The sequence below is a fragment of the Microbacterium sp. Root1433D1 genome (assembly GCF_001426835.1).
Classification (GTDB): domain Bacteria; phylum Actinomycetota; class Actinomycetes; order Actinomycetales; family Microbacteriaceae; genus Microbacterium; species Microbacterium maritypicum.
The window spans coordinates 786,334-801,369 of the sequence record NZ_LMFN01000002.1 but is presented as its reverse complement, the minus strand read 5'-3'; the positions used below and the strand labels follow the sequence as shown (position 1 = coordinate 801,369).

The 15,036-nt window shown below is 68.2% G+C and carries 16 protein-coding genes and 1 other annotated feature; of the genes, 8 read left to right on the top strand and 8 right to left on the bottom strand.

The window, feature by feature from the left end; genetic code table 11:
* The first annotated feature begins 163 nt into the window (after positions 1-163).
* Positions 164-904 (top strand): hypothetical protein, encoded by a 741-nt coding sequence (locus ASD13_RS09760; protein WP_055868691.1) that lies wholly within the window; start codon positions 164-166, stop codon positions 902-904.
* Between the two features lie 9 nt (positions 905-913).
* Here ASD13_RS09760 and ASD13_RS17170 read toward each other — a convergent pair whose 3' ends face one another.
* The 3 genes from ASD13_RS17170 to ASD13_RS17375 all read right to left on the bottom strand — a co-directional run bounded on the left by ASD13_RS17170 (position 914) and on the right by ASD13_RS17375 (position 2,919).
* Positions 914-1,348: a tyrosine-type recombinase/integrase gene (locus tag ASD13_RS17170; protein ID WP_162246286.1), complete on the bottom strand. Its 435-nt coding sequence runs from the start codon at positions 1,346-1,348 to the stop codon at positions 914-916.
* Positions 1,349-1,452: 104 nt separating this feature from the next.
* A protein-coding gene (locus ASD13_RS09750) for an IS3 family transposase (protein WP_235562550.1) occupies positions 1,453-2,717 on the bottom strand; the annotation gives its coding sequence in 2 pieces (ribosomal slippage) (positions 1,453-2,414 and positions 2,414-2,717; 1,266 coding nt in all).
* Positions 2,284-2,418 (bottom strand) — a sequence feature (AL1L pseudoknot). It overlaps the preceding gene by 135 nt.
* 49 nt (positions 2,718-2,766) lie before the next feature.
* On the bottom strand, positions 2,767-2,919 hold the full coding sequence (locus ASD13_RS17375; protein WP_157535610.1) for a hypothetical protein: 153 nt from the start codon (positions 2,917-2,919) through the stop codon (positions 2,767-2,769).
* A 560-nt stretch (positions 2,920-3,479) separates the two neighbouring features.
* Between ASD13_RS17375 and ASD13_RS09740 the strand changes: the two genes are divergently transcribed.
* Positions 3,480-4,982, top strand: coding sequence for an Ig-like domain-containing protein (locus tag ASD13_RS09740; RefSeq protein ID WP_157535609.1), 1,503 nt, complete (start codon positions 3,480-3,482; stop codon positions 4,980-4,982).
* A 103-nt stretch (positions 4,983-5,085) separates the two neighbouring features.
* Here ASD13_RS09740 and ASD13_RS09735 read toward each other — a convergent pair whose 3' ends face one another.
* Genes ASD13_RS09735 through ASD13_RS09720 form a run of 4 tightly spaced genes read right to left on the bottom strand, consistent with a single transcriptional unit; the run spans position 5,086 to position 8,091 of the window.
* The gene (locus tag ASD13_RS09735) at positions 5,086-5,568 is read right to left on the bottom strand and encodes a YbaK/EbsC family protein (RefSeq protein ID WP_055868681.1); all 483 of its coding nucleotides are present in this window, start codon (positions 5,566-5,568) and stop codon (positions 5,086-5,088) included.
* A gap of 38 nt (positions 5,569-5,606) precedes the next feature.
* Positions 5,607-6,836, bottom strand: coding sequence for an MFS transporter (locus ASD13_RS09730; protein ID WP_055868679.1), 1,230 nt, complete (start codon positions 6,834-6,836; stop codon positions 5,607-5,609).
* Positions 6,833-7,270 carry a MarR family winged helix-turn-helix transcriptional regulator gene (locus ASD13_RS09725; RefSeq protein WP_055868678.1) on the bottom strand — a complete coding sequence of 146 codons (438 nt, stop codon included), beginning with the start codon at positions 7,268-7,270 and terminating at the stop codon, positions 6,833-6,835. The genes ASD13_RS09730 and ASD13_RS09725 overlap by 4 nt, the downstream gene beginning before the upstream one ends.
* Before the next feature lie 35 nt (positions 7,271-7,305).
* Positions 7,306-8,091, bottom strand: a complete 786-nt coding sequence (locus tag ASD13_RS09720; protein WP_055868676.1) for an IclR family transcriptional regulator — start codon at positions 8,089-8,091, stop codon at positions 7,306-7,308.
* A 104-nt stretch (positions 8,092-8,195) separates the two neighbouring features.
* On the opposite strand from ASD13_RS09720, the gene ASD13_RS09715 reads away from it, so the two are divergent.
* Genes ASD13_RS09715 through ASD13_RS09705 form a run of 3 tightly spaced genes read left to right on the top strand, consistent with a single transcriptional unit; the run spans position 8,196 to position 10,816 of the window.
* Positions 8,196-8,969, top strand: coding sequence for a CoA transferase subunit A (locus tag ASD13_RS09715; RefSeq protein WP_055868674.1), 774 nt, complete (start codon positions 8,196-8,198; stop codon positions 8,967-8,969).
* A 1-nt stretch (position 8,970) separates the two neighbouring features.
* Positions 8,971-9,639 carry a CoA transferase subunit B gene (locus ASD13_RS09710; RefSeq protein ID WP_200935133.1) on the top strand — a complete coding sequence of 223 codons (669 nt, stop codon included), beginning with the start codon at positions 8,971-8,973 and terminating at the stop codon, positions 9,637-9,639.
* Positions 9,632-10,816, top strand: coding sequence for an acetyl-CoA C-acetyltransferase (locus ASD13_RS09705; protein WP_055868672.1), 1,185 nt, complete (start codon positions 9,632-9,634; stop codon positions 10,814-10,816). Before ASD13_RS09710 ends, ASD13_RS09705 begins: the two co-directional genes overlap by 8 nt.
* Before the next feature lie 24 nt (positions 10,817-10,840).
* On the opposite strand, the gene ASD13_RS09700 is transcribed toward ASD13_RS09705, so the two are convergent.
* Positions 10,841-11,140, bottom strand: coding sequence for a hypothetical protein (locus tag ASD13_RS09700; RefSeq protein ID WP_017830822.1), 300 nt, complete (start codon positions 11,138-11,140; stop codon positions 10,841-10,843).
* A gap of 300 nt (positions 11,141-11,440) precedes the next feature.
* On the opposite strand from ASD13_RS09700, the gene ASD13_RS09695 reads away from it, so the two are divergent.
* The 3 genes from ASD13_RS09695 (at position 11,441) to otsB (ending at position 15,027) form a co-directional block, all read left to right on the top strand.
* On the top strand, positions 11,441-12,697 hold the full coding sequence (locus ASD13_RS09695; protein ID WP_055868670.1) for an MFS transporter: 1,257 nt from the start codon (positions 11,441-11,443) through the stop codon (positions 12,695-12,697).
* 63 nt (positions 12,698-12,760) lie between these two features.
* Positions 12,761-14,173 carry an alpha,alpha-trehalose-phosphate synthase (UDP-forming) gene (locus ASD13_RS09690; RefSeq protein WP_055868667.1) on the top strand — a complete coding sequence of 471 codons (1,413 nt, stop codon included), beginning with the start codon at positions 12,761-12,763 and terminating at the stop codon, positions 14,171-14,173.
* Between the two features lie 56 nt (positions 14,174-14,229).
* Positions 14,230-15,027 (top strand): trehalose-phosphatase, encoded by a 798-nt coding sequence (otsB, locus tag ASD13_RS09685; protein WP_055868665.1) that lies wholly within the window; start codon positions 14,230-14,232, stop codon positions 15,025-15,027.
* Positions 15,028-15,036: the final 9 nt, after the last annotated feature.

Here is a 15,036-nt window from a genome sequence, read left to right as displayed (position 1 = left end):
CAAGGAGGCATTCCGAGGGAGACTCGTGCACTCGTTTCAGTGCTCCAATCTGCACCGCCTAGGTCGCTTCGCCGAGAGACGCCGGCATCGAGGCGGTCCACATCTTCGCCTTGAGAGCGGTTGAACGGGTGACCACCAACAAAGATCGCAATAAGGTGAGCAGATGAGCGCTGAAGAGTTCGCGACGGCGATCGAGCCGTTGCTGCCCGTCTTGACGATCCTCGCCACCGGTCTGATCTCGATTCTTGTCGCGTGGCTTACCGCCGTCATGACCCGCAGGAGCGAGCAAGCGAAGATCACCGCTGACAACGACCGCGAGGCAAAGCGACTTGCCCACGAGAAGGCCTTGGCGGACGCGGACCGGAATCAGGCGAAAGAGGTGGCTGAGCAACAGCGTGCTGATGCCGCTGCAGAGGGGCAACGCGCGGCCGCAGCCGAGGAGGCGCGGCGGGCGAAGGACACTGCCGAACTCTTTTTCGGGATGGCTCTCTACATCGAGTCGCAAGATCCCAGCATGGGTGACGACGCTCGATTCGAGCACTACTTTGCGGAACGATGGCCCTCGTTCGAGATTGACTTGCGCCGAGCAGCGGGCACCCTGACGGATGCCCAGCTTCGCAACAGACTTCTAGCTCTAGTCTCCGCGATCACGGACACGGAAGTGGCGTCGTTCCATGGGTCGAATCCCAAGGGGTGGGCATCGTGGCTGACCGACATGGGCGCGGACCTGTCGATGACTGCGTCGCGCGGAGAAGAACCCGATAGCGAACTCCTAGAGCGCTACGACTCGTTCTTCGGTTCGTTCACCGAGGTCAACCAGTACAGGGAAGAGCTCTGGGAAACGCAGCGTAGCGAGCGTCAGGATCAGCTCCGTGACATCTCAAGGCAGGAGAGGGGCCGCTAGCTGCCTTGTTCAGCGGCCGTCGATCACGCGAAGCGGCGCAACGTCCAGGCCGCGCAGAGCGGCGGCGTCTAGGCGGTCCATGTCGTCGTCGTCGGTACCGTCGAACAGGTGCGTGTAGATCGAGTCCGTGGTGTTGATGTTCGCGTGGCCCATCCAGCGGCTGACCTTCCTAATCTCGATGCCTGCCGCCGCGCACACGCTCGCGTAGTAGTGGCGGAGGTCGTGCCAGCGCACGCCGGTGATGCCGAGGTCAGCGAGTGCAGGCTTGAAGTAGTACCGGATGAGGCTCGCCACATCGAACTGTCGGTCGTAGTCGAGCGTGCGCACGTCGCCGTTGCCGCCTGGCACTCGCCCTGGCCACAGTGGCGCGTCTGGCTCGCTCCGGCGCGGGTGCTGGGCCAGGTACTCGGTCAGCTCTCCGATGAGCGAGCGGCCCAGCGGCACGTCGCGAGTGCTACGCGCAGACTTGGGCGTGCCGATCTCCCACCACTCTTGACGCGGTGCAGGGTGCGCCGCACTGAAGCGCCCTGGGTCTGATGGAGACTGCGCTATTTGATTCCCACCAGCTGATCGCTCGCAGTTTGGTCAGCATAGAACGTCTGCTCGAACTCCGCAGGTGGGACGTCTCTGAGGTAGCCGTGGAGGCGCTCGGCGTTGTGCCAGTGCACCCATCCGAGGGTCGCGAGCTCTAGGTCCTCGACCGTTCTCCAGGGTCCGGGTCGTGCAGGTCCGCGGACGAGTTCGGTCTTGTAATAGCCGTTGACGGTCTCGGCCAGGGCATTGCCATAGCTGTCGCCGACGGTCCCGATCGATGGCGTCGCGCCGATCTCGGCGAGTCGTTCGCCGTAGCGAATCGACGTGAACTGAGACCCCGCATCGCTGTGACACCGGAGATCGTCGTGGTGGGTGCCGCGGGTCCAGCGCGCCATCTCGATCGCGTCGAGGACCATCTCGGTGCGCATGTGAGACGCGCACCGCCACCCCACGATCATCCGCGAGTACGCATCGATGATGAAGCAGACGCAGGCAACGCCCGCCCAGGTCGGCACGAACGTCAGGTCAGTGACCCAGAGCCGGTTCGGGGCGGTCGCGGTGAACTCGCGTTTCACCAGATCAGGGTGCCGTGCTGCAGCAGGATCCGCTCTGGTGGTCCTGACTCGCTTCGACCGGGTGGCGCCCTCGATGCCAGCAGCACGCATCAACGGACCGGTCTGGTCGCGCCCGATATCGATTCCGTTGCGGCGGGCCGTCTTCCAGAGCTTGCGGACCCCGTAGACGCAATAGTTCGCGTTCCAGAGCGTCACCAGCTCCGGCGTGAGGACTGCGTCGCTGATCGCCCGCGCGGAAGGCGCACGGTCCTTCGCGGCGTAATACGTGCTCGGAGCCACCTGCAACAGCTTGCAGATGGGCTCGACTCCGAGCGGGCGACCTTCGACGACGTCGTTCTTGTTCGCGTCGATGAACGCGACTACTTCCTGTGTTGGCGGTCGAGCTCCGCCCCGAAGAAAGACGCAGCCCTCTTCAAGATCTCGTTCGCCCGGCGAAGCTCGCGATCCTCCTGCTCGTGCTCCCGAACCCGACGCGTCTCCGCGGTCGTTACGCCCGCGACAACCCCATCGTCGACGTCCGCCTGCTTCACCCAGGTCCGCACCGACTCGACCCCGTATCCGAGCTGCGTGGCGACCCGATGCACCGTCCCGTGGTCGGTCCCGAGCTCTGCTCGCAAGGTCCGTACCATCCGGACCGCGGCGGCCTTCTCCTCCAGCGAATATCGACGCGTGGTCGGCTTCCCCGATCCCTGATTCGACACCATGACTCCATCCTCGTTTCCAAGGTCAGGAGTCTCCAACACTCAGGGCGCTTCAGTCTGCCATTGTCCAGGCTTCTTCGATCGCTATTGCCAGGTCGTCGAGGTCATCGAGCCGAGCGTCGTCAACCAACTCAGCGAGCAGAGCCGGTGTATCGTTGCGGCCGAGCATGCGCTCGTACTTCTCATGCTCCCAAGCCGACTCCATCCAAGCATCGTAGCGACCCCTCGGAACCCCTCCAGAACCCCTCCGACCATGCCAGCCCGTGTTGGTCCCCTCTAGCCCGGAGCGGACTCCCGGTCGCTGGAACTTCCGCAGAATTGCGGGCTAGGACGGCTCAGAGTGGGCCGCTATGGGTTACCAAGGGCTGTTGAAGAACCGCCCTCCGCACTCTCTCTTGATCAGTGGGTTCTCGGTTCAAGTCCGAGGGGGTGCACGGAATAGCCTCAGTAGATCTCGCCATCTACCGAGGCTTTTCTGCTTTCTGCGCTGCGTCACGCGATACGTCGAGTCCGACTCCGGTCGCGTCTGATGCAACTAGCTGCCTCCGTTCCCGAGGCGCTGCTGTCGATCCTGTCGTGGTTCTGAATAAGGTCCGCGTGCAGAATACTGCGGTGTCGCGTAATGGATCGCCCTCGACGTGGTCTCTCAGGTGGGGACACACGCCTCGCGCCTTCGGAGGCACAGCTGCGCAGCAGCCGCGCCGGAGGAGTGGGGCCATCAAGAAACTGGGGAAGATCTTGCACGAGAGAAGAGGCGGCGCCGGCGTGCGCCGAAAGACGACCGCGATTATCGCCGCGGCAGCTGCAGTGCTCACCACCGTGATCACTCTCGCGGGGGCGGGGGCCGCTTCGGCGGCGGAGTACGACTATCCCGCGGCCATCGATCCGTCGTCGATCACCGTGACGACCGTGGGTGGTGGCGGCGGCGTGTCGCAGTGGGACCGGGTGCGTGTCGACGCCGACTGGGCGGTCCCGGACGGGGCCGTCGGCGGTCAGACCTTCGGATTCACGCTCCCGAAGGAGTTCGCCAGCGCCGGGACGACGTTCTCCGTGCCCTCGGCCGAGGACCCGAGCAAGCCAATCGCCGAGTGCACCGTGAGCTCCGATGCCTCTCCGGTCGTGACATGCACGCTCACCGACTACGTGAACGGGCGCACCGGGGTGACCGGATCGCTGTGGTTCGTCGCCTCGGCTGACGAGCAGACGACGGAGAGCACGGTGGAGTTCACGGTCGACGGCACCATCACGCCGGTCGAGATCCCCGGTGGCGGTATCGGTCCGTCCTCGCCGCTGCCCACCGACCCGCAGAAGTGGTCGTGGCAGACCGCTGACGGCAGGATCGCGTGGCAGCTGATGCTGCCCGGTGCGAGCTTCGAGGGTGCGGAGTCGATCGTGGTCGACGACACCCTCACCAGTGCGGGCGACGGGCTCGCGGAGCATCACAACGAAGACGGTCAGCTCGTGGTGTGGAGCACGACGATGCAGGATCAGGATCCGCAGCCGATCACGAACTGGACCGGATCCTGGAACGCCGACGGAACCTCCTTCCACCTCGAGATCCCGGGACCGGTCGACCCGACGCGGATGTACTTCGTGAAGTACTTCACCGTGCCGAGTTCGCAGGCGGACGGCGCGACCTTCGCCAACACGGCCGACGTCAACGGCGTCAAGCTCAAGGAGACGAGGGCGTGGACGGTCACGGGCGGAGGGACCGGGGACGGCGACGCGACCGGTGCGTTCACCGTGACCAAGCTCGTCGGCGGATCCGGTGCGTCCGGCGTGCCGGCCGATGCCGAGTACACGGTGCGATACAGCTATGGTGATCCGGTCGTCGAACGCACCGTCACCGTCACGGCCGGGGCCACTGCGCCGCTCATCCAGCTGCCGGCGGGGACCGTGGTGACGTTGTCGGAGCTGACTCCGCCGGCCCTCGACGGAATCGAGTGGGGTGCGCCCGTGTTCTCAGGAACCGGGGTCACCGCGCTGGCCGATGGGGGAGCCCAGCTCACCGTCGGAGCTGGCACCACACTCGCAGTCACCCTCACCAACACAGCCACCACGACGCCGCCGGTGATTCCGCCGACGACGCCGCCGACCGTCGTCACGCCACCGACCGAGCTGCCGCTCACGGGCGGATCGTCGCTGGCCACCACCGGAGGGAATGTACCCGCCGGGATGCTCTGGGCTGGGGGCGCGGCGCTGGTGCTCGGTATGGCGCTCACCGTTCTCGGAGCCGTGCGCGCTCGTGCGCGCGTCACCCAGGACTGATCGATCGCACGAGGCCGGTGCCGAGGAGCTTCCGCTCCTGGGCGCCGGCCTCGCCGTTTCCGCGGGTGCCTGCGGCTCGCGAGGGACCGCGGTGCTGCGCCAGTCAGACCACAGAGATGACCGTGCCGTCGGTGATGGTGCGGAGCTGTTCGAAGGTCAACGGCATGACGGTGTGAGGGTGCCCCGCGGCCGCCCAGAGCGTCGCGTGCTGCTGCAGCTCTTCGTCGATGTAGGTGCGAAGCGGTGCGGGGTGTCCGACGGGCGCGACGCCACCGATCGCCTGGCCCGTGGCAGAGCGGACGATGGACGCGGGGGCCATGGACACCTCGTCCACCCCGATACTGCTCGTCAGGGTGACGAGATCCACGCGGTGTCCGCCGCTGGTCATCACCAGAACGGGCGCGCCGTCGGCGAGGAAGACGAGGCTGTTGGCGATCGCCGATACCTCGCATCCGATCGCCGCTGCGGCCTCCGCCGCCGTGCGCGCCGAATCGGGGAGCACACGGATCACGGTGTCGACGCCCGCTTCCGCGAGGTGTCGCTGCACGATCCTGCTGCGTTCGGGGAGAGAAGCCGTTTCACTCATCGCCCCACGATATCCAAGGAGCGTTCGGCCGTGCCGACTCAGGCGGCGTCACCGACGAGGATCGCTGCGGCGTCTTCCGTCGTGGTGTCCGCGGGCTCGTCGTCGATGTGGGCCAGTGCTCGGCGTCCGAGGAGGACGGTGAGGGCGGCGAGCAGCACCGAGGCGGCGGCGAAGAGGTAGGGCACCGTCGCGTTGAACGCATGCCACAGCAACGCCGCGATCGGGGGAGCCATCGCGCCGCCGAGGAAGCGGACGGCCGAGTATGCCGAGGAGGCGACGGAGCGGGGGAGGTCGGTCGCCTCCATCACCGCTTCGGTCAGCACGGTGTTCATCACGCCGAGGAGGAGTCCACCGACGACGATGCAGGTGACCAGCGCGGCGGCGTTCGCCACCAGGAGTCCCGCGGCGATGAGATCGATCGCCAGCAGGGGGAGCACGACCAGGATGATGCGGGTGCGGGCCATCCGGCGCATGAGGAGCGGTGCGACCCAGACGCTGGTGACGGCGAGCGCGACACCCCAGCCGAAGAACGTGAGGCCGATGCCCATCGCCCCGAAGCCCAGGGGGAACGGTGAGAACGCGAGCAGGACGAAGAAGCCGATGTTGTAGAACAGGGCCGTGATCGCCAGTACCGCGAGTGCGGGGCGTCGCAGGGCGGTGAACGGGGCGGAGAACTTCACGGGGACCCGCTTCTCCCGGGGGCCGCGCAGGAGGACGAGCACGGCGACGAAGGCGATCGCCATCAGCACGACGACGCCGAAGAACGGTCCGCGCCAGCTCTGCTCACCGAGGAGACCGCCGAGGAGCGGACCGATGGCGATGCCGAGGCCGAGCGCCGCTTCGTACAGGACGATCGCCGCGCTGCTGCCCCCGGAGGCTGCGCCGACGATGGTCGCCAGCGCCGTCGAGATGAACAGGGCGTTTCCGAGACCCCAGCCGGCTCGGAATCCGATCACCGCATCGACGCTGCCGCTCAAGGCGCACAGCAGCGCGAACACCACGATCAGCGCCAGTCCGATGAGCAGGGTGGCCTTCGCGCCGATGCGGCTGGAGATCCAGCTGGTCACGAGCATCGCGAGCCCAGTCACCAACAGGTAGCTGGTGAACAGCAGCTCCGTCTCGACCGGGGATGCCTGGAGCGACTCGGCGATCGCGGGAAGGATCGGGTCGACGAGTCCGATTCCCATGAAGGCGACGACGCAGGCGAAGGCGACGGCCCAGACCTGTGCCGGCTGCTTCCACACCGAGGGGGTGGCGGGGGTGTTCACCGAGATTCTCCTGTTCGATCAGTGGCGGTGTGCGCGGCGAGGATCTCCGCCGCGCGGGTGAGGGCAGACCATTCCGCTTCGGTCAACGCGGCGAACCTCGGCGCGAGCGTCTCGCGGAACTCGGCGCGCCACGAGGCGAGCGCTGCAGTGCCCCGGGAGGTGATGTCGACGACGGTCGCGCGGGAGTCGTCGGGATCGGGGGAGCGGCGCACGAGTTCCTCGCGCTCGAGCGCACCGAGCAGACGCGTCATGCCCGGTTGCGTGGTCCGCGCTGCGTGGGCGAGTTCACCCACTCGCCTGGCTCCTGCCTGCTCGAGCAGACTCAGCACTCGCCACTGCGCCGCGGGGGCGTCGTTTCCGGCGTCCTGAGCGGCGATGCGGCCGAGTGCGTATCCCGAGAGGACGAGGGAGGGGATGACATCCGCACGATTCATACCAGCGAGTATATACCCGATGGTATGTAATCGGATCACCGCCTCGTGCTGGAGATCCGCGCGGAGAGCTGATGTGCGTGCGCGAGGAGGGTCCGCCCGAGCTCGGCCATGCGGTCGGGGCCGAAGCGGAACGCGACGCCGGTCAGGCTCAGCGCCCACTCCGGGCGGCCGGAGCGATCGAAGACCGCAGCGCCCAGGCCCCAGCTGCCCTCGACGATCAGACCGGGGTTGACTGCGTATCCCCGTTCCTTGGTCTCGGCGAGACGTGTCCGAAGGGGCCGCTGACCGTGGGCGCGTCCCCAGGAGCCCTCGAGCTCGGGATGACGTTCCAAGTAGGCATCCACATCGTGGTCAGAGAGGAAGGCGAGGATGGCGAGCCCGGCGCTGGCGACACCGAGCGGGAAGCGCACTCCTTCACTGAGGACGAAGGATCGGATAGGGAAGGAGCCCTCTTCGCGGAGCAGGCACACCGTCTCGTCTGCGCGCCGGACGGAGAGGAACGCGCTCTCCTCGGTCTTGACCGCTAGTGAGCGCACGATGTCCCGGGCCAGTGCTGTCACGTCGTACCGCGCGGCCGCCACCGATCCCATGAGGAACAGCTCCGGACCCGGCATCCACCTGGTGCTCGCGCCGTCGCGGTCGACGAGGCCCTCCGACTTCAGAGCGCTCAGGAGCCGGTGGGCGGTCGAACGCGAGAGGTCGGCGGCTGTGGCGAGCTCCTGAAGTGAGGCCCCGTCGGAACCTGCGGCCGTGACCAGGCGCAGAAGACGTGCGGCCCTGGCGATCGCCTGAGTGCCGGGCACCGAGGTTGTGGGTTCCATAATGTGGACGCTACCTCTGGGTTCGGCCACATCGCAAGATCCGGCTTTCCCGGACGGCTCCCCCGGACGGATGCTGAGGAGAGCACGGAACCGAAGGAGCCGACGTGATCGACAAGCAGTGGGAGTCAGCGGAGGCGGCCGTCTCCGACATCGAGGACGGATCGTCACTGGCGGTCGGCGGGTTCGGCCTGTCCGGGAACCCGATCGCCTTGATCGAGGCTCTTCTGGCGCAGGGGACGAGAGACCTCAGCGTCGTGAGCAACAACTGCGGAGTGGACGACTGGGGCCTCGGCGTCCTGCTCGCCGCCCAGCGCATCCGCAAGATGACATCGTCGTATGTCGGGGAGAACAAGGAGTTCGAGCGCCAGTTCCTCAGCGGTGAACTCGAGCTCGAACTCACCCCGCAGGGCACCCTGGCCGAGAAGCTCAGGGCCGGCGGCTCGGGGATCGCGGGTTTCTTCACCCAGACGGGCGTCGGCACGCAGGTCGCCGAGGGGGGCCTGCCGCGCAGGTACAACCCGGACGGCACGATCGCGGTCGCCTCGCCGGTGAAGGACGTGCGCAGCTTCGAGGTGAACGGGGAGGCGAGGGACTTCGTGCTCGAGGAGGCGATCACCACCGATTTCTCTCTGGTGCACGCCGCCCGCGGAGATCGCCACGGCAATCTCGTGTTCAACAAGGCGGCGCGCAACTTCAATCCGCTCGCCGCGATGGCCGGTCGCATCTGCATCGCCCAGGTCGAGCAGCTCGTGGAGCCGGGGGAGCTCGATCCCGACAGCATCCACCTCCCCGGCGTCTTCGTGCATCGCATCGTCGAGGTCGGCACCGACATCCCCAAGCGCATCGAGCGGCGCACGGTCGCCGCGGAAGGAGCCTGAGATGGCACTCACCCGTGAGCAGATGGCCGCCAGAGCGGCCGCCGAGCTGCAGGACGGCGCCTACGTGAACCTGGGCATCGGCTTGCCCACGCTCGTGCCCAACCACGTGCCGCGCGGCATCACCGTCGTCCTGCAGTCGGAGAACGGCATCCTGGGCGTCGGTCCCTATCCGAGCGAGGAATCCGTCGACCCCGACCTCATCAACGCGGGCAAGGAGACGGTCACCACTCTTCCCGGCGCCGCGTTCTTCGACTCGGCGACCAGCTTCGGCATGATCCGCGGAGGCAAGATCGACGCGGCGATCCTCGGGGCGATGCAGGTCTCCGCGACCGGCGATCTCGCGAACTGGATGATCCCGGGCAAGATGGTGAAGGGGCCCGGCGGTGCCATGGATCTCGTGCACGGGGCCGGCCGGGTCATCGTGCTCATGGAGCACGTCGCGAAGGACGGTTCGGCGAAGATCGTCGACGAATGCTCGCTGCCCCTGACCGGTCGCGGTGTGGTCGATCGGATCATCACCGACCTCGCCGTGATCGACGTGACCGCAGAGGGGCTGGTGCTCGTCGAGACCGCACCCGACGTCACGGTCGACGAGGTCATCGCCGCGACCGAACCACCCCTCATCGTCTCCCACGCTCTGCTCACCGGAAGGATCATGGACCATGACTGAGAACGACGTCGTCATCGTCGCCGCTGCTCGCACCCCGCAGGGACGCCTCAAGGGGCAGCTCGCCGCGTTCACCGCCCCCCAGCTCGGCTCGTTGGCCATCCGTGGAGCCCTGGAGCAGGGCTCCATCGCACCCGCAGACATCGACGCGGTGATCGTCGGTCAGGTGCTGGCCGCCGGATCCGGGCAGAACGCAGCCCGTCAGGCGGCCATCGGCGCGGGCATCGGCTGGGACGTCCCTGCGCACTCCGTGAACAAGGTGTGCCTCTCGGGGCTGACCGCGGTCATCGACGCGGCGCGGATGATCCGCACCGGAGATGCCGAGGTGGTGGTCGCCGCCGGGATGGAGTCGATGACGCGCGCACCCCACCTGCTCATGGGATCGCGCGACGGCTGGGCATACGGGAGCGTCGAGGTGCTCGACCACATGGCCTACGACGGGCTCACGGATGCGTACGACCGGGAGAGCATGGGGGCATCCACCGAACGGCACAACGCGCGTTTCGATCTCACCCGGCAGGCGCAGGACCGCGTCGCCGCGCTCTCGCATCAGCGCGCCACCGCCGCGCAGGAAGCGGGTGTGTTCGATGTGGAGATCGTCGCCGTCGACGTTCCCCAGCGCCGCGGCGAGCCCGTGCGTGTCACGAAGGACGAGGGCGTGCGCCCCGACACCACGGTCGAGACCCTCGCGGGGCTGCGCGCAGCTTTCGCCGAAGGCGGTTCGATCACCGCGGGGAACTCCTCACCGATCTCGGACGGCGCCTCGGCCGTGGTCGTGACCACTAGACGGACCGCCCAGGCCAAGGGATGGCCCGTGCTCGTGACCGTCGGCGCGAGCGGGCAGACGGCCGGGCCGGACAACTCGCTGCAGGCGCAGCCGGCGCGGGCGATCGAGCGCGCGTGCGAGAAGCAGGGCATCGCCCCCTCGGATCTCGACCTCGTGGAGATCAACGAGGCGTTCGGTGCGGTCGTCGCGCGTTCGCAGGTCGAACTCGGCCTCGACGAGGCCATCGTGAACATCCACGGCGGCGGCATCGCGATCGGCCACCCGATCGGCGCTTCCGGCAACAGGCTGGTGGTGCATGTCGCGCACGAGCTCGCGCGTCGAGGCGCAGGCACGGCAGCCGTCGGCCTGTGCGGCGGCGGCGGTCAGGGCGAGGCGCTCATCCTCACCCGGTGACGGGAGTCGCGGGCGGGACCGCGCTCAGGGACGCGCGTCCTTGGCGTGGTCCTGCGTGTCGGCGAGGGCCTTCTGCGAACGGAACTGCAGTCGCTGCGCTTTCTTCGCCTTCTTGACCGACTGCGGGGAATCGGCGTCGACCCGCACTCCGCGACGCTCGCGGTTCATGTCGACCACGGCGCCGACGGCGAGAGCCATGGTGATCGCCCAACTCACCCAGGACAGGACGGCGCGCCAGGTGACGGGCTGCTCGCGGGTGCCGCGCAGCAGGGAGACCCCGGCGGAGATCGCAGCGACAAGTCCGGTGCTGAAGAGGTAGCGCATTCCCCCACGGTACCTTCCCGCACCCCCGGTCGCACCGAGCCTTGACAAGCCCTCCCCGATCCTGGCAAGGGAGGGGCAGATGAAGCGCAGCGTCCGCAGACGAACGAGTCGAATGCGGCGTGCGTGTCGAGCGCGGGCGGAGAGCACGGACCCGGAGTCTCCCTGCCGATCCCCGGGTGCACCCGCTATCATGGCCAGGTCGCGGCTCGCCCGCGGCCGCACAACCGTGTATCTACCGGCCGTCGGCATTCCGACGGACAGCGGCGGCACCCGACATCGCGTCTTCGACGCGCGAGAGCCATGACACGCGCAACAACATCGCAGCAACTCGCCGAGCCGAGCCTTCTCCGTCTCGCCGGCCTTCCCTACTTCCTCATCGCCTTCATCGCGCGACTACCGTTCGCCATGATGGTGGTCGGCGTGCTGACGGTGGTCGTCTCCGCTCGCGGCTCCCTGTCGCTGGGCGGGCTCACCTCCGCGGCCGTCGGCCTCGGCACCGCCTGCTTCGGGCCGCTGCTGGGAGCCGCGGCCGACCGGTTCGGACAGCGGACCGTGCTGCTGGTGCTCGCCCTGGCGAACGGGGCGATGCTCCTGCTGTTCACGTTCGTCGTCTACGGCACCGCCGCCGACGGCTTCGTGCTGCTCGCGGCGGTCGGCATCGGGGCCACGGCTCCGCAGGTCGCGCCGCTCTCGCGGTCGCGACTGGTGACGATCATCAGCGACCGGATGCCCGAGGGGCGCCGCGCCAAGACGGTATCGGGCACGATGGCCTACGAGTCGGCCGCCGATGAGACCGTGTTCGTCTTCGGGCCCTTCCTCGTCGGCATCCTCGCCTCGGCGATCGCGCCGTGGGCGCCGCTGGTGGGAGCCGCCGTGCTGACCGTGGTGTTCGTGGGGGCTTTCGCCCTGCACCCCAGCGGACGGCACGTCTCGCAGGATCGGGATGCGGATGGCAAGGCGCCGTCGACCGTCTCCGAGCTGTTCCGGCCCCAGTTGCTGATCGTGGTCGTCGGCATCCTCGGTGTCGGGATCTTCTTCGGAACGATGCTCACCTCGCTCACATCGTTCATGGCCGACCGCGGTGCACCAGAGCAGGCCGGCCTCCTCTACGGCGTCATGGGCGTCGGCTCCGCGATTCTCGCGCTCGGTGTCGCGTGGCTTCCCGCCGCGTTCTCGATGCGTGCGCGGTGGCTCGTCTTCTCGGGCATCCTGCTGGCGGGAACACTCCTGCTCGGCTTCGTCGACACGCCGGGAACCATGATGGTGGCGCTCGCGATCATGGGCATCGGCATCGGCCCCACACTCGTCACGCAGTACAGCTTCGGCGCCGCTCGCAGCCCGCGCGGGCGCTCGGCCACCGTCATGACCATGTTGGGCTCCGGCGTTGTGGTCGGGCAGTCGATCGGCGCCGCCTTCGCGGGCGAGATCGCCGAGAGCGTCGGGACTCCGGCTGCGCTCCTGCTGCCGATGGTTGCCGCGTTCATCGCGTTCGCTGCGGGAGTCGCGAACTGGATCCTCAGCGGTGAGAAGCGTCGAGCGGCTCCCGTCAAGCCCTGACGATCGATCCGCGGAAATCGAGGTTCCTCGATAGCCTGGAGGAAACCCCCGGGAGGAGCCCTCGTGGCCGCAGCAGATTTCGTCGTCGTCGCCAACCGCCTGCCCGTGGACCGCGTGGTGGGCCCCGATGGCGAGGAGGCGTGGCGCACATCCCCCGGCGGCCTCGTCGCGGCCCTCGAGCCGATGATGCGCAGCGTGCACGGCGCCTGGGTCGGTTGGGCCGGTCAGGCCGACCTGGAGCTCGCGCCCTTCGAGGCCGACGGCATCGATCTCATCCCGGTCGCCCTGAGCGCCCAAGAGGTCGCCGAGTACTACGAGGGCTTCGCGAACGACACCATCTGGCCCCTCTACCACGATGTGATCGCACCGCCGCAGTACCACCGTGAGTGGTGGGACGCCTACGTCACCGTGAATCGCCGTTTCGCCGAGGCGGCGGCTGCTGCTGCGGCGCCGGAGGGCACGGTCTGGGTGCACGACTACCAGCTGCAGCTCGTGCCGCAGATGGTGCGTGAGCTGCGCCCCGACGTCACGATCGGGTACTTCCACCACATCCCGTTCCCCGCGCACGGTCTGTACGCGCAGCTGCCCTGGCGCGATCAGGTGCTGCGCGGCCTGCTCGGTGCCGATGTGATCGGCTTCCAGCGCGCGCAGGATGCCACGTACTTCCTCACCGCCGTGCGCCGCCGACTGCGCTACGAGGTCAAAGGTCCGCATGTCGCCGTGCCCGAAGGGGAGGGCGAGGGCACGCGCACCGCGATGGCGCGGGCGTTCCCCATCTCCATCGACACCACTCCCTACCTCGAACTCGCCGCTCGCGAGGACGTGCGTGCGAGGGCAGCGGAGATCCGCGCGAGCCTCGGCAATCCGAAGCGCATCCTGCTCGGGGTCGACCGGCTCGACTACACCAAGGGCATCCGCCACCGCATCAAGGCGTACGGTGAGCTCCTCGCCGAGGGCCGGCTCAAGGTCGAGGACGTGACGCTCGTGCAGGTCGCCAGCCCCAGTCGCGAGCGTGTGGACGCCTATGTGCACCTGCGTGACGAGATCGAGCTCGCCGTCAGCCGCATCAACGGCGACACCGACACCATGGGCCACTCCGCGATCCGATACCTCCACCAGGGATACCCGCGCGAGGAGATGGTCGCGCTGTATCTGGCCGCGGACGTGATGCTCGTCACCGCTCTGCGCGACGGCATGAACCTGGTCGCCAAGGAGTACGTCGCCACCCGTGTCGACGACCGCGGCGTGCTCGTGCTGAGCGAGTTCACCGGCGCGGCGGATGAGCTGCGCCAGGCCGTCCGGGTCAACCCGCACGACATCGAGGGGCTCAAGGACGCGATCATGACGGCGGTGGAGATGCCGCCCGCCGAGCAGGGTCGCCGCATGCGGTCGCTTCGCCGACGTGTGCTCGACAACGACGTGAACGCCTGGTCGTCGTCGTTCCTGAAGGCCCTCTCCGAGGTACGCGGCCGCTGAGCACCCGCGACACCGAACCCGAGCCCACACGCACGACCCCTGTGATTGGAGCATCCATGACGCGCCCCTGGATCCCCGGAACCGCTGACGAAGACCTCAAGGCCCTGGCCGCCACGCCGCGGCTGGTGGTCGCCCTCGACTTCGACGGCACAGCCTCTCCGCTGGTCGCCGACCCGATGGCGGCGCGGGCGCTCCCCGAGGTCGCCGTCCAGGTCGATCGTCTTGCAGCACTGCCCGACACGGTCGTCGCCTACGTCTCCGGACGCAGCATGCACGATCTCCGCGTCATCACCGAGCACTCCGACGACTCCGCGATCGCCCTGGCAGGTTCGCACGGCGCGCAGTACTGGTTCCCGGGCGAGGGCGACGTCGACGCTCCGGGCGAGGCGACAGAAGACGGTGCGCGCGAAGAGCTCTGGGCGGCGGCCCGGCCGATCATCGACCGCTACGACGGTGCCGAGTTCGAGCCCAAGACCTTCGGCATGGGTGTGCACACCCGTCGCGCCGATGCCGAGACCGAGCAGCGCGTCTTCGCCGAGATCGACGCCCTCGTGGCCGAGCGCTTCCCGCACTGGAGGCGCCGCTCCGGTCACCGGGTGCTCGAGTTCTCCTCGCGGACCGAGGGCAAGGATGCCGCGATGGCGGCCCTCCGCGACCGGTTCGATGCGACCGGCATCCTGTTCGCCGGCGATGACGTGACCGACGAGGACGCGATGCGCGTGCTGGAGCCCGGTGACCTCGGCGTGCGCGTGGGGCCGGGGGAGAGCGTGGCGACCCTGCGTGTGGACACTCCACAACAGATCGCCGAGCTTCTGGAGGCGTTGGCGGACGAACGCACCTCCGCACGGCAATAGACTTCCGTC

Coding starts and splice junctions, on each gene's coding strand:
- ASD13_RS17375 (WP_157535610.1), bottom strand. CDS start 2,919: ATGGAGTCGGCTTGGGAGCATGAGAAGTACGAGCGCATGCTCGGCCGC.
- ASD13_RS09720 (WP_055868676.1), bottom strand. CDS start 8,091: ATGGAACCCACAACCTCGGTGCCCGGCACTCAGGCGATCGCCAGGGCC.
- ASD13_RS09710 (WP_200935133.1), top strand. CDS start 8,971: ATGGCACTCACCCGTGAGCAGATGGCCGCCAGAGCGGCCGCCGAGCTG.
- ASD13_RS09760 (WP_055868691.1), top strand. CDS start 164: ATGAGCGCTGAAGAGTTCGCGACGGCGATCGAGCCGTTGCTGCCCGTC.
- ASD13_RS09705 (WP_055868672.1), top strand. CDS start 9,632: ATGACTGAGAACGACGTCGTCATCGTCGCCGCTGCTCGCACCCCGCAG.
- otsB (WP_055868665.1), top strand. CDS start 14,230: ATGACGCGCCCCTGGATCCCCGGAACCGCTGACGAAGACCTCAAGGCC.
- ASD13_RS09725 (WP_055868678.1), bottom strand. CDS start 7,270: ATGAATCGTGCGGATGTCATCCCCTCCCTCGTCCTCTCGGGATACGCA.
- ASD13_RS09695 (WP_055868670.1), top strand. CDS start 11,441: ATGACACGCGCAACAACATCGCAGCAACTCGCCGAGCCGAGCCTTCTC.
- ASD13_RS09735 (WP_055868681.1), bottom strand. CDS start 5,568: ATGAGTGAAACGGCTTCTCTCCCCGAACGCAGCAGGATCGTGCAGCGA.
- ASD13_RS09700 (WP_017830822.1), bottom strand. CDS start 11,140: ATGCGCTACCTCTTCAGCACCGGACTTGTCGCTGCGATCTCCGCCGGG.